Source organism: Streptomyces sp. NBC_01390, assembly GCF_045040105.1.
Classification (GTDB): Bacteria; Actinomycetota; Actinomycetes; order Streptomycetales; family Streptomycetaceae; genus Streptomyces.
Map to the genome: position 1 here is coordinate 7,180,296 of NZ_CP109551.1, position 11,840 is coordinate 7,192,135.

At 69.6% G+C, this 11,840-nt stretch carries 15 protein-coding genes; 7 read left to right on the forward strand and 8 right to left on the reverse strand.

From position 1 onward, the window contains the following. Positions 1 to 25: 25 nt before the first annotated feature. From OG241_RS32395 to OG241_RS32410, 4 genes are all read right to left on the reverse strand, one after another. Positions 26 to 1,039, reverse strand: coding sequence for an alpha/beta fold hydrolase (locus OG241_RS32395; protein ID WP_405826520.1), 1,014 nt, complete (start codon positions 1,037 to 1,039; stop codon positions 26 to 28). Positions 1,040 to 1,175: 136 nt separating this feature from the next. Beyond that, positions 1,176 to 1,946: an enoyl-CoA hydratase/isomerase family protein gene (locus OG241_RS32400; protein WP_405820314.1), complete on the reverse strand. Its 771-nt coding sequence runs from the start codon at positions 1,944 to 1,946 to the stop codon at positions 1,176 to 1,178. Then, entirely contained in the window at positions 1,943 to 2,359 is a 417-nt protein-coding gene (locus OG241_RS32405; RefSeq protein WP_405820316.1) for a Zn-ribbon domain-containing OB-fold protein, read from the reverse strand. Before OG241_RS32405 ends, OG241_RS32400 begins: the two co-directional genes overlap by 4 nt. A 3-nt stretch (positions 2,360 to 2,362) precedes the next feature. Next, the gene (locus OG241_RS32410) at positions 2,363 to 3,514 is read right to left on the reverse strand and encodes a lipid-transfer protein (protein WP_405826522.1); all 1,152 of its coding nucleotides are present in this window, start codon (positions 3,512 to 3,514) and stop codon (positions 2,363 to 2,365) included. Positions 3,515 to 3,690: 176 nt separating this feature from the next. Here OG241_RS32410 and OG241_RS32415 point away from each other — a divergent pair, with 176 nt between their 5' ends. Continuing rightward, entirely contained in the window at positions 3,691 to 5,283 is a 1,593-nt protein-coding gene (locus OG241_RS32415) for a FadD3 family acyl-CoA ligase (RefSeq protein ID WP_405820317.1), read from the forward strand. Here the strand turns inward: OG241_RS32415 and OG241_RS32420 are convergent. After that, complete coding sequence (locus OG241_RS32420; protein ID WP_405820319.1) at positions 5,277 to 5,720, reverse strand: VOC family protein; 444 nt, start codon at positions 5,718 to 5,720, stop codon at positions 5,277 to 5,279. The two genes, OG241_RS32415 and OG241_RS32420, sit on opposite strands and share 7 nt — an antisense overlap. Next, positions 5,717 to 6,016 carry a hypothetical protein gene (locus tag OG241_RS32425; RefSeq protein ID WP_405820321.1) on the reverse strand — a complete coding sequence of 100 codons (300 nt, stop codon included), beginning with the start codon at positions 6,014 to 6,016 and terminating at the stop codon, positions 5,717 to 5,719. The genes OG241_RS32420 and OG241_RS32425 overlap by 4 nt, the downstream gene beginning before the upstream one ends. Positions 6,017 to 6,144: 128 nt before the next feature. On the opposite strand from OG241_RS32425, the gene OG241_RS32430 reads away from it, so the two are divergent. The 6 genes from OG241_RS32430 (at position 6,145) to OG241_RS32455 (ending at position 10,898) form a co-directional block, all read left to right on the forward strand. Then, positions 6,145 to 7,698 (forward strand): alpha/beta hydrolase, encoded by a 1,554-nt coding sequence (locus OG241_RS32430; RefSeq protein WP_405820323.1) that lies wholly within the window; start codon positions 6,145 to 6,147, stop codon positions 7,696 to 7,698. Between the two features lie 271 nt (positions 7,699 to 7,969). Then, the gene (locus tag OG241_RS32435; RefSeq protein ID WP_405820325.1) at positions 7,970 to 8,545 is read left to right on the forward strand and encodes a PadR family transcriptional regulator; all 576 of its coding nucleotides are present in this window, start codon (positions 7,970 to 7,972) and stop codon (positions 8,543 to 8,545) included. A 76-nt stretch (positions 8,546 to 8,621) separates the two neighbouring features. Further along, complete coding sequence (locus OG241_RS32440; RefSeq protein WP_405820327.1) at positions 8,622 to 9,782, forward strand: epoxide hydrolase family protein; 1,161 nt, start codon at positions 8,622 to 8,624, stop codon at positions 9,780 to 9,782. A gap of 59 nt (positions 9,783 to 9,841) precedes the next feature. Beyond that, positions 9,842 to 10,243, forward strand: coding sequence for a PPOX class F420-dependent oxidoreductase (locus OG241_RS32445; protein WP_405820329.1), 402 nt, complete (start codon positions 9,842 to 9,844; stop codon positions 10,241 to 10,243). A 59-nt stretch (positions 10,244 to 10,302) separates the two neighbouring features. After that, a complete protein-coding gene (locus OG241_RS32450; RefSeq protein ID WP_405820330.1) occupies positions 10,303 to 10,530 on the forward strand; it encodes a hypothetical protein in 228 nt (75 codons plus the stop codon). Further along, positions 10,527 to 10,898: a fic family toxin-antitoxin system, toxin component gene (locus tag OG241_RS32455; protein ID WP_405820332.1), complete on the forward strand. Its 372-nt coding sequence runs from the start codon at positions 10,527 to 10,529 to the stop codon at positions 10,896 to 10,898. Before OG241_RS32450 ends, OG241_RS32455 begins: the two co-directional genes overlap by 4 nt. Before the next feature lie 24 nt (positions 10,899 to 10,922). Here the strand turns inward: OG241_RS32455 and OG241_RS32460 are convergent, their stop codons facing one another. Then, on the reverse strand, positions 10,923 to 11,441 hold the full coding sequence (locus OG241_RS32460; protein WP_405820333.1) for a DUF4328 domain-containing protein: 519 nt from the start codon (positions 11,439 to 11,441) through the stop codon (positions 10,923 to 10,925). 198 nt (positions 11,442 to 11,639) lie between these two features. After that, the gene (locus OG241_RS32465) at positions 11,640 to 11,825 is read right to left on the reverse strand and encodes a DUF1737 domain-containing protein (protein ID WP_405820335.1); all 186 of its coding nucleotides are present in this window, start codon (positions 11,823 to 11,825) and stop codon (positions 11,640 to 11,642) included. Positions 11,826 to 11,840: the final 15 nt, after the last annotated feature.

An 11,840-nucleotide genomic window follows, 5' to 3' on the forward strand; every position in this document is an offset into this window, starting at 1 on the left:
CTCGCGATCACGCCGAACACGCCGATCACGAAGGGAACCCCTGCTCATCGACAGGGGTTCCCTTCGTGTTCGGCCGCTCCTGGCTGGTGGCGTCCCTCAACTCCGTGAGGAACGGGACCAGTGCCGCGTTGACCTCGTTCGGCCGTTCCTGCTGCGTCCAGTGGCCGCAGCCCTCCAGCAGGATCGGAGCGCGCCGCAGGTTCGGCATCAACTCCGGCAGCCGCTCGATGAGTTGGGGCGTGCCCGGAAACGCCGGCACCAGGTCCCGGTCGCCGTACACGTACAACGCGGGCGGACTGACCACCGCCCCGTGCCAGGCCGACGTCAGCTCCCAGTTGCGGTCGATGTTGCGATACCAGTTGAGGGCGCCGGTGAAGCTGCCCGCGAAGCCCTCGGTGAGGGAGTCGAGGTCAGCCTCCGTGAGCCAGTCCGGGAGCTTCTCCGGGTCGGGCATCGTGTCCAGCCATCCCTGGCCGGGCTCGATCAGCGGCTGCCTGCCCGTGCCCGACTCGGGGTTGTCGCCGGAGAAGGCGTACAGCATCCTGCGCAGGGTGGTGCGCGGGTCGCGGGCCAGCTCGGCGTCGACCGCCTGCGAGCGGTTGATGTGGTTCCAGTAGAAACGGCCCCCGAACATCGCCTCCATCACGCCCAGCGGCCGGCGGTCGCCCCGGAACGGCGGCGGCACGCTCAGGCCCGCCACCCCGCGCACGACATCCGGACGCAGCAGCGCGGTGTGCCAGGCCACCGGCGCTCCCCAGTCGTGGCCGACGACGTACGCCGTCTCCTCGCCGAGCGCCCGGATCAGCCCGACCACGTCGCCGACCAGGTGCAGGATGCTGTACGACGACACGTCCTCGGGGCGTTCGCTCTGGCCGTATCCGCGCTGGTCGGGGGCGACGACCCGGAAACCGGCGGCGGCCAGCGGGCCGAACTGGTGGCGCCAGGAGTGCCAGGACTCGGGAAAGCCGTGCAGCAGCACGACGAGCGGCCCCTCGCCCGCCTCCGCGATGTGCAGCCGGACGCCGTTCACCTCGACCATGCGGTGCGCGACGACCGGACGGTTCTCGGCCCCCGCCCCGGTCCCGCTCCCGGCCCCTGCCTCATTTCCGGCCCCGGCCCCTGCGTGATGCTCATCCACTGTGCGGTGCTCATCCATGTTGCGAGAATATGCGTTGCTATCGCAATCGAAAATCCGGGGTTCTGGCCGCGAACAGCTCCGCCTGGCGGTCGCCCGGGAGGTTGCCGAGCCTGACGAGGTGCGGGGCGAACGCGAGGGCGTGTGCGCGGGCCGCCTCTTTCGCCGCCCACACCGCGCGCACCGTGCCCTGCACGCCCTCCGTCGGATACGACGCGATGACCCGGGCGCGCTCCACGGAAGCCGCCAACAACCCACCGGGCGAGGTGACTTCACTCACCAGCCCGATCTCGTACGCCCTTGCCGCCGACACCCGCTCCGCCGTTCCCATCAGCGCCATGCGCGCGATCTCCCCGTACGGCATCCGCTGCGCCATGCCCATCGTCTCGTACGCGCTGACCATGCCGTACGTGGTGTGCGGGTCGAAGAAGGTCGCGCTCGGGTCGGCGACGAGGAACTCCGACTCCGCGAGGAGATAGAAGGCGCCGCCGCACGCCATACCGTTCACTGCGGCGATCACCGGCTTCCAGAGGTCGTTCGTCTTCGGGCCGATTCTCTCCAGCGGATCGTCCACCATGTAGGGCGAGTCGGGCTGCGGAACGGTCGCTGTCCGGTCGAGGCCGGTACAGAAGGCGCGCGTCCCGGCGCCCGTGAGCACGACGGCCCGTACGGTGTCGTCGAAACGCAAGTCCCGCCAGGTGGAAGCCAGTTCGGCGGCGGTGGTGAGGTCGAGGGCGTTGAGCTTCTCGGGCCGGTCGAGGGTGACGACGGCGACCCCGGTCTCCTTGTCGGTCGCGATGCGCAGGCTCACGGGCGCTCCAGGATCCACTGCGGAAGCCCGGTCGAGGAGAAGACGACCTGCACCCGCGCGCCGATGCGAATCCGGTCGAGGGGCAGGGAGTTGAGGGGAGCGTCGGGGCCGGTGACCAGGTTGCCGACCAGCCGGATGCGCGGTGCGTCCGCCAGCTCGACGACGATCACGTTGTACGGGGCCAGCTCGGCGTAGTCCGGGAGGAGCGGGGGGTGCGGGACGACGTACGACCAGACGCGTCCGCGTCCACTGACCGGGCGCCACTCGCTCGCGAAGGACTGGCAGTGCGGGCAGCACGGGCGGGGCGGGAAGCGGGGTTCGTCGCAGTCGGCGCAGGTCTGGACGCGGAGTTCACCCCGGGCCGCGTGCTCCCAGAAGGGGGCGCCGTCTTCGTCGACCACAGGGGTCAGCATCTCTCAACTCCTCAGCAGAAGGGCGGAGGTGGGCACACCCTCACCGGCGGTGACCAGGCAGGTGGAGGCTCCCGGGACCTGTGCGGTGCTGGTGCCGCGCAGTTGCCGTACGCCCTCGGTGATGAGGTTGAAGCCATGGACGTACGCCTCGCTGAGACCGCCCCCGCCGGTGTTGATCGGCAGCCGGCCGCCGCTCTCCAGGGCGCCCCCCTCGGTGAAGGCGCCGCCCTCACCGCGTCCGCAGAAGCCGTAGCCCTCCAGGGAGAGGGGGATGAGGGCGGTGAACGCGTCGTAGATCTGGGCCACATGGACGTCGTCCGGGGTGAAGTCGGCGTGTTTCCAGAGGTGTCGGGCGGCTGTCCAGGCCGGGCCGGTCAGCGGGTCGTCGTTCCAGTAGTTGACCATGCCGTGGTGCTGGGCGGGCAGGCCCTGGGCGGCCGAGTGGATGTAGACGGGGGCCCGGCGGCAGTCACGCGCCCGCTCCGCCGACACGACGACACAGGCCAACGCCCCGTCCGTCTCCAGGCAGTTGTCGAAGAGGCATAGCGGCTCGCTGATCCAGCGCGAGGTCATGTACATCTCGCGGGTGAGTGGACGGTCGTACATGATCGCGGCCGGGTTCTGGTTCGCCCGGTTGCGGCAGGCGAGGGCGACGTTGAAGAGGTGGTCGCGGGTCGTGCCGTACTCGTGCATGTGGCGGCGCGTGAGCATCGCGATCTCGTCGGAGGGGCGCAGAAGCCCGAAGGGGCGCGTCCACTGGGCGGGGGTGGGGAGTTGGGCGCTGGTGTTCCGCCACGGCCGGGGCCCGGAGCCCCGCTTCCGCGACCGCCAGGCGACGCCGACCGTGGCCTGCCCGGTGGCAATCGCGGCGGCGAGATGGGCGACGGTGGCGCAGGAACCGCCGCCGCCGTAGCCGACCTTGGAGAAGAAGGTGAGGTCACCGAGACCGAGCGCCTTGGCGACCTCGACCTCGTCGGTCTCCTCCATCGTGTAGGAGGCGAGGGCGTCGACCTCGGTGGGCGCGATGCCCGCGTCGTCGAGCGCGGCGAGGATGGCCCGGCACGCCAATGTCCGTTCGTCCTCGGGCAGTTGCCGGGCGAAGGGGGTCTGCCCGATCCCGGCGATGGCGGTGGCGTCTTTGATACCGGCAGCCATGACGCCGATGTCGGGGGCGCCGGTGGCGCCCCTGCTTCTGGCCGTAACTGGTGGGTCGACTGCCATGTCTGCACACACCTCCGCACGCGTGCCCGGCTGCTGACAGGGCGTCAGGTTACAGCTAATCTGACGGTCAGTCAGCTCTTGTGCGGTGAGGTGTTGTGGGGAGGCGCGCGGTGCGCGGTGACGTGGAGTGGGGCAGCATTCCGAGGCTGGTCCGGGCGGCGGCGGAGCGATACGGCGACACCGAGGCGGTCGTGGACGGCCGTACGCGCATCTCGTACACGGAGTTGGGCGCGCGGGTGGAGCGCGCGGCGGCGGCCTGCGTCGCGAGCGGGGTCGAGGCCGGTGACCGGGTGGCGATCTGGGCGCCCAACTCCCTGGACTGGATGGTGTCCGCGCTGGGCGCGGTCTCGGCGGGCGCGGTGCTCGTACCGCTGAACACGCGCTTCAAGGGCTCGGAGGCGGCGTACGTACTGGCGCGCAGCCGGACGAGGCTGCTGTTCGTGACGGGGACGTTCCTGGGCACGTCGTACGTGGCCTCGCTGCGGAGGGCGGCGGGACAGGGGGACGGCGAGGGACCGCTCCCAGGACTCCCGGAGCTGACGGACGTGGTGGTGCTGGGGGAGGACGCGCCCGCCGAGTTCCGTACCTGGAAGGACTTCCTGGCGGCCGGGGACGGCGTGGACGCGGGGGTGGTACAGGCGCGGGCGGAGGCGGTCAGGGGCCCCGACCCCTCGGACATCGTCTTCACCTCGGGCACGACGGGCCGGCCGAAGGGGGCCGTGATCACGCACGCGCAGTCGTTGCGCGCGTACGAGATCTGGAGCGAGTTGGCGGGGCTGCGAGAGGGCGACCGCTATCTCGTCGTGAACCCCTTCTTCCACACCTTCGGTTACAAGGCAGGGGTGTTGGCGTGCCTGATGCGGGGCGCGACCGTGATCCCGCAGCCGGTGTTCAACGTCGACACGGTGCTGGCGAACGTGGCGGCGGAGCGGGTGTCGGTTCTGCCCGGCCCGCCGACGCTGCTGCAGTCCGTCCTGGACCACCCGTCCCGGGACGCGTACGACCTGTCGACGCTGCGGCTGGTGGTGACGGGGGCTGCGGTGGTCCCGTTGCGGCTGGTGGAACGCTTGCGCACGGAGCTGGGCGTGTCCACCGTCCTGACGGCGTACGGCCTGTCCGAGGCGAGCGGCATCGTCACGATGTGCCGCCGGGGCGACGCGGCACCGGTGATCGCGTCGACGTCGGGGCAGGCGATCCCGGGGACGGAGGTCCGGGTCGAGGCGCCGGTGGGTGAGCCCGGGGAGGTGCTGGTGCGCGGCTTCAACGTCATGCGCGGGTACTTCGAGGACGCGGAGAGCACGGCCCAAGTCATCACGGGGGACGGCTGGTTGAGGACAGGGGACGTGGGAGTGCTGGACGCCGACGGCAACCTGCGGATCACCGACCGTCTCAAGGACATGTTCATCGTCGGCGGCTTCAACGCGTACCCGGCGGAGATCGAGCAGCGGCTCGGACTGCATCCCGACGTGGCGGACGTGGCGGTGATCGGCGTACCGGACGCACGGCTGGGGGAGGTCGGCAAGGCGTACGTGGTGCGGCGGCCGGGGGTGTCGCTCACGGCGGACGACCTGATCGCCTGGGCGCGACGGGAGATGGCGAACTACAAGGTGCCCAGGGCGGTGGAGTTCGTGTCCGGCCTGCCTCGGAACGCCGGGGGGAAGGTGGTCAAGGGGGAGTTGCGGGCGGGGAGTAGTCGTCAATAACTGTGGAGCAGCTGATCCCGCATTCGTTCGGGCGGGCTGATGGCGACGAGTTCGACCTCGAAGCCGTCGTCGTTCTCCAGGTAGGCGGCGTAGTGCTGTTCGCCGCCGGCGTGCGGGTGCAGTTCGGGGAAGAGCAGGCGCCAGCCGTTGCGGGCGGCGTCGAGGGCCAGTTGCTCGACAGTGGCGGCGTCCTCGACGTGGAACGCGAGGTGGTTGAGGCCGGGGCGACGGCGGTCGTGTCGGTCGGCGGTGAGGGCGGGAGACTGCTCGAGGACTATGTAGGTCGGCCCGAGCAGCCAACTGCGGCCGGTGGCCCAGCTCTGGGAGACGGTGTAGCCGAGCGTCGCCAGCAGCCGGCCGAGCGAGGCGAGTGCGCGGTCGAGGTCGGGCACCCAGATCTCGACGTGGTGCAACGTCCCGTGCGTCGGCCGGTTCACGCGGCCACCGCCTCGGGGTGCTCGACGAGGTGACCGCGTTCGAAGGGGGCGTCTGCCCGGCCGGGAGCGACGGGGCGAGGTGCGGTCGCGGGGCGCCGGCGGGCCTGGTCGGATTCGACGAGCTTGAACGCGCTCGGGGTCGCGGTCGCGCGCGCGGCAGGGTGGCTGCCCTCGCCTTCGGTGAACTCCGTCCCGGGGCGGACGGTCGCGAAGGTCCACTTGATGGGGTTCGTGATCCGCATGTTGATCCAGTGCTCGGCAGGTGAGCCGTGGAACGTCGGCAACTCGTCCCCCATCCCTCGGCGTTCGGCTTCGGCCAGTGCTGTGACCGTATAGGTTCACCGGGTTGGGGATCCGTGACGCCAGGAGCTGAGCTGCTGCCGTGGACGGCTTGTACGCCAGGGGCGGGAGCGCGGGGATTTCGATGAGTGACGCATATCCGATACGAAGCCGCAGACCGGGCCTCTCGGTCGGTGCGCTGATCATCGCCGGGGTCTTCCTCGTCGCGTTCGGGGCCGTCGCCGCCTGGCTCCAGCGCGATGCTCGCGGCCAAAGTGCGGAGCCGCGTACGGAGTTCACCGCGAACAACCCGCCCGCCGGTCTGCCCACCGCGCTCACCACCGGCCAGCACCTCCGCTGGTCCCGCTGCACCTCGCCGCCCACCGCGCGCACGGGCTACGACTGCGCCGTCATGAAGACCCCCCTCGACTACCGGAAACCAGCTGGCAGGACGATCGACGTCGCCCTGATCCGCCGTAAGGCCACCGGCCCGAACGCCCGGCGCATCGGCTCGCTCGTCCTCAACTTCGGTGGCCCCGGCGTGTCCGGCGTGAGCGGACTGCCCGTACGAATCCACCAGTACAAGCCGCTCCTCGACCGCTACGACCTGGTCTCCTTCGACCCGCGCGGCGTCGGCGCGACCATCCCCGTGCGCTGCGGAAAGACCGCGGACGACACCGGCTACGACGGGGCCGACGCCTGCGCCGAGCACTCCGGGGCGCTCCTCCCGTACGTCGGCACCTCGCACACCGCGCGCGACCTCGACCTGATGCGCTACCTCCTCGGCGACCGGCGGCTGCACTACTTCGGCGTCTCGTACGGAACGGCGCTCGGCGCGGTCTACGCCCACCTGTACCCGTCGCACGTCGGGCGGCTCGTCCTCGAAGCGTCCGTCGATCCGACCGAGGACCTCGCCGAGGGGCAGGTGTCGCAGGTCAAGGCGGTCCAGGCGGCGTTCGACCGGTTCGCTGCGCACTGCGCGGCCCGTATCCGCCACTGCCCGACCGGCGACGGGCCCGAGGAGGCCGCGCGACGCATGGCACGCCTGGCCGACCGCCTGGAGAAGAAGCCCGCCCCGGCCGGCGGCGGACGGAACCTGGACGCCGACGGCCTCGCGTACGGCGTCAACGACCATCTCCTTCTCGGCACGGACGGCTGGTCGCCGCTCGCCAAGGCCCTCACCGCGCTGATCGACCACAACGACGGCGGTCCGCTGAGCAAAGGCGCGGACGACCTCGGCTCCGCCGACCGCGCGCCGGCCCCGAGCGAGAGCAGCCGCGCCGCCCTGGTCGCGATCACCTGCGCGGACTCCAGCCTGCGCCCTGGCTTCGAACGCCTCGACAGGGACGCGGTCCGCGTCGAAGCCGCCTCACCCGTCTTCGGCACGGCCTGGTCCAGCGGCGTCTACCTCTGTTACGACTGGCCGTTCGACGGCGAGCGCGTCACGCCCCAGGTGAACGCCGACGGCGCGGCCCCCGTCCTGGTGGTCGGCGGCACCGGCGACCCGATCACCCCGTATCCCGGCGCCCGCAACATGGCCCGCGCCCTGGGCGACGGTGTCGGCGTGCTCCTGACGGCCGAGGAGGAGGGCCACGGCACATACCCGCAGAACCGCTGCGTCACGAAGTCCGTCAACCAGTACCTCCACACGGGCCGCACCCCAGCCGAGGGAACGGTGTGCCGAGGCACCATGTCCTGAGACCCGCACGGATCCGCCGGGCGGCGGTCAGTACACCGGTTCGCCGGCCCTTCACACCGCTGAGGAAGGCTGCCCAGGCCCCGGCCCGGAAGAGGAGTAGGGGCCGTACCAGGGCTGACCTGTGACTGTTTCCCTCCTGCGCGGGCTCGGACGAGCGTCCGCGGTGTTCGCCTTCGAGGTGAAGTCCTCGACGCGCCCGTGCTGGAAATCGCTCACCGTTCAGCACATCGACCAGTTGCCTATGAATGAGTACTCATGCAAGAGTAGTCGTATGTCATCGATCAGGTTGTTCATCCTCGACACGTTCGCGAGGAACGGCGAGATGCACGGGCACAGGGTGCGCCTCCAGGCCGAGCGGGAACATCTGCACCTGTGGACGGACGTGTCCGTGGGCAGCCTGTACCAGGCGATCAAGCGCCTGCTGGCTGAGGGCCTGCTCGAAGAGGTCAGGACCGAGAAGGAGGGCAATCTGCCCGAGCGTCAGGTGTACGGCATCACCGGTGAAGGGCGGCTGCGTCTCAAGGAACTCCAGTTGGAGAGTCTGCGCCACATCTGGATGAAGCCGGACCCGTTCGACCTGGCCCTCACCCGCCTGGACCCGGAGAAGCTGGACGAGCTCCACGCGGTGATCGCATCCCGGCTGGATGAACTCGCCTCCATGCTCTCGGACACCGAGGCGCTGAATGCCAACGCCATCGACGGCGGCTACCTGACGGTGAGCGAGGCACTGGCGGTCAGTCACAGTGCGCACAGGCTGCGCGCCGAGATCGCCTGGCTCCAGGAGGTCCTGGACGCGGTGCCCGAGATTGTCACCGATGAACGGACCCGTCAGCCCGACACCCTCTGAACCACCGGATTCCGCCCCCCTCTTGAATCCACCCGCGCCGCAGTCGGCACGGCACCGCCGGTAAGGAGCACGCCCCATGCCCGAACTCGAACTCATCGAACCCTTCACCCTGACCGTGCCGGAAGAACAGCTGACCGACCTGCGCGAGCGGCTTTCCCGCACCCGGTGGCCCGATCCAGAGACCGTTCCGGACACCAGCCAGGGACCCCAGCTGGCGAAACTCCGCGCGCTGCACGACTACTGGCTCAACGCCTACGACTGGCGGCGGTGCGAGAAGACCCTCAACGGCTTAGGCCAGTCCCGCACCGTCATCGATGGTCTGGGCATTCACTTCCTCCATGTGCGCTCGCCCGAGCCGGACGCCCTGCCGCTGGTCATGACCCACGGGTGGCCCAGCTCCGTCCTCGATTTCCACAAGGTCATCGGCCCACTGACCGATCCCGCGACCCACGGCGGTGACCCACGGGACGCCTTCCATCTCGTGGTGCCGTCGCTGCCGGGATTCGGGTTCTCCGACCGGCCTACGGAACCCGGTTGGGGATTCCCCCGGGTCGCCGATGCCTGGATCACGCTGATGGAGCGGCTCGGCTACCGGCGATGGGGCGCCCAGGGCGGCGATCTCGGATGCGCGGTCACCGACGAGATCGGCCGCAAGGCCCCCGACGGATGCGTTGGGCTGCACCTCAACTTCGCCATGTTCCCGCCGACGCCCGACGAGATCCGGGACGCCACCGAGCATGAGCAGGCAATGCTCGACAGCGCGGCCTACTTCTGGGAGAACCTCTCGGGCTACGCCAAGGAGCAGGCAACCCGCCCTCAGACCATCGGCTACTCCCTCGCGGAGTCCCCCATCGGCCTGGCTGCCTGGATCTACGCGATGTTCCAGGACACGTGCGGCACGCCGGGGGACGCGGAAGCGTCATTCACCCTGGACGAGCTGCTCGACGACATCATGCTCTATTGGCTCCCCAACGCCGGGACGTCCTCTGCGCGGACCTACTGGGAAATGGCACGGTCGGGGCCCGCCGCGCCGAACACCGCCGCACCGATCGCACTGCCTACCGGATTCAGCATGTTCCCGAAGGAGCACGTCCGGAAGTCCCAGCGCTGGGTGGAACGCCGCTACAGCAACGTCGTCCACTTCAACGAGCCCCAGGCGGGCGGGCACTTCGCGGCCCTGGAACAACCGGCACTCTTCGTCGACGAAGTCCGGACCACCTTCCGTTCCCTGCGCTGAGCGCACCGCCGGCATCGGCACCTCCCACCGACAGCTTCCCCCAGGAAGGGCGATACCTCATGACACCCCTGCCCGACGAACTCCTCAAACTGCTGAACCGGCCCAGCCCCTGCTTCATCGCCACCACCATGCCGGACGGCTCGCCTCAGCTAACCCAGACCTGGGTCGACACCGATGGTGAACACATCCTCATCAACACCGTCGAGGGCTACCGCAAAACCAGAAACGTTCAACGCGACCCCCGTGTGGCCGTCAGCATCGCCGACCCCGATGACACCTCCCGCTACTTCTCCGTACGGGGACGCGTCACCAGCGCCACGACCGACGGCGCCGCCGAGAGCATCGAACACCTCGCACAGAAGTACACAGGCCACTCCTACGCCTCGTACGGCGGCCCGGGCCAGACCCGGCTCCTGCTGACCATCACCGTCGACTCCGTCATCCATTCCCCCATGCACTGAAGACCAAAGGGACCGTTGAAGTCGCAGAATGCCTGGTATCACGTGATACCTTCTCTTCTATGGCCAAGACGCAGATCAACATCCGCATGGACGACGACACCGCCGAGATGGCCCGGCAGGCGGCGGAGACCAGGCGTATACCGGTCAACGAGTACGTCGAGCAGCTCATTCGGAACGACAACGAGCAGGTGCGTGCCGTGTTCATGGCGGCTGCCCAGGAAGTGCTGGATGAGTACGGCGATCTCCTTGACGAGATCGAGGGGGAGCAGGGGGAGTCCCGTACGTGAATGTCAGTGTCGACCTCGCATGGATCCTGCAGGTCGCGCAGCGCGCAGGTCAGAGTGACCCGGCCGTCGACGACTACGGCGTTCCCCTCGCGGCCGTCGAGCGGCAGCGAGCGGTGCTCGTCGGGCACGAGGTCTACCAGGGGCCGTACGCCAAGGCTGCGGCACTCGCGCACACCCTCGGCCGTATGCGCTGGCTGGAGCGGTCGAATCTCAAAGTGGCCGTCGCGGCTGCCCACGCGTATCTGGTCGCTTCCGGGGTTCCGTCGAAGCTCGATCAGCAGCGGGTGTCCGCACTCGCGAACGAGCTGAAGAGGGAGAACTGCACGGTCCGCAGCGTTGCCGAGTTGCTCAAGTCCTGGGCTGTGTGACGGACACAAGCTGAAGGAGCTGCCTCACGCCGGGAGAGGCGTGACCGGAACGGCGGCGCCGAGCGCGGAGTTTTGCAGCGCGGTGATGCGTTCGATGACGAGCGCCAGCAGCACGGCCGACGCGAGCATGAGCGCCTCTGTCACCACGAGGACGGGCATCGACCCCGGGGCCGTCTGGCCCACTGTCGTCAGGACCAGCGCGTGGGTGATCCAGGCGCCCCACCACAGGTTGACCCGTGCGGTGTCCCGCTTCTGCTCCCACGACGGGGAGCTCGCGCGCCCGATGTCGAGGACGAGCCGGCGAGGGACAAAGAGGTTGGCCACCGGTACGAACCACGCGCCGATCGTCCAGCCCCGACTCGGCACCGAGGCCTGAGGGGACAGCTCCTGGGCGTTGCGCCGGGACCGGGCGAGCCACGCGAGGAACAGGACGATCGCGGCAGTCATCAGATAGAGGAAGACCATGGAAACGAAGCCCGACCTGTGCAGGGACGCATCAGTGCGGTGCAGGTGCTGATCCCGGACCGCCACCGCCCGGAACATGTCCACCACGGTGGCCGCTGCTATAGCCGCCTGGGCGGAGCGGGCAAGGAGCCAGGGAGCTTTGCGGGTGGTACTTGTCATCGTCCGTGGCCTGTCTCGGAGGCGTATGCGGCCGCAGCGGACGCCGGGGCGGAGCGATCATAAGGTCGGCTTACCGTCCGTGCATACGGCCGCCGCCGGCGTGGTCACCACCGGCCCCTACGGCAACGCCCGCCAGACCAGGGCCTGGGCGACGATGACGTTCTCGCCGTTGAAGGTGATGGCAGGGCCTTCGTGCAGCGCGTAGCCGAGGGCGATCGCCTCGCTCACCCGGTGGCAGAAGGCGGCGTCGTCCGGGCCGGTCACGACGCGGTAGACGGGCAATCCGTCTGGTGGTGTGCTCATGGGGAAAGCTTCTCA

What these genes read in the sequence shown, in the direction of transcription:
- OG241_RS32395 (WP_405826520.1), bottom strand. Translation starts at nt 1,039, where the DNA reads ATGGTCGAGGTGAACGGCGTCCGGCTGCACATCGCGGAGGCGGGCGAG.
- OG241_RS32405 (WP_405820316.1), bottom strand. Translation starts at nt 2,359, where the DNA reads ATGCTGACCCCTGTGGTCGACGAAGACGGCGCCCCCTTCTGGGAGCAC.
- OG241_RS32410 (WP_405826522.1), bottom strand. Translation starts at nt 3,514, where the DNA reads ATGGCTGCCGGTATCAAAGACGCCACCGCCATCGCCGGGATCGGGCAG.
- OG241_RS32425 (WP_405820321.1), bottom strand. Translation starts at nt 6,016, where the DNA reads ATGGGGGACGAGTTGCCGACGTTCCACGGCTCACCTGCCGAGCACTGG.
- OG241_RS32430 (WP_405820323.1), top strand. Translation starts at nt 6,145, where the DNA reads ATGAGTGACGCATATCCGATACGAAGCCGCAGACCGGGCCTCTCGGTC.
- OG241_RS32435 (WP_405820325.1), top strand. Translation starts at nt 7,970, where the DNA reads ATGTCATCGATCAGGTTGTTCATCCTCGACACGTTCGCGAGGAACGGC.
- OG241_RS32440 (WP_405820327.1), top strand. Translation starts at nt 8,622, where the DNA reads ATGCCCGAACTCGAACTCATCGAACCCTTCACCCTGACCGTGCCGGAA.
- OG241_RS32445 (WP_405820329.1), top strand. Translation starts at nt 9,842, where the DNA reads ATGACACCCCTGCCCGACGAACTCCTCAAACTGCTGAACCGGCCCAGC.
- OG241_RS32450 (WP_405820330.1), top strand. Translation starts at nt 10,303, where the DNA reads ATGGCCAAGACGCAGATCAACATCCGCATGGACGACGACACCGCCGAG.
- OG241_RS32460 (WP_405820333.1), bottom strand. Translation starts at nt 11,441, where the DNA reads ATGTTCCGGGCGGTGGCGGTCCGGGATCAGCACCTGCACCGCACTGAT.
- OG241_RS32465 (WP_405820335.1), bottom strand. Translation starts at nt 11,825, where the DNA reads ATGAGCACACCACCAGACGGATTGCCCGTCTACCGCGTCGTGACCGGC.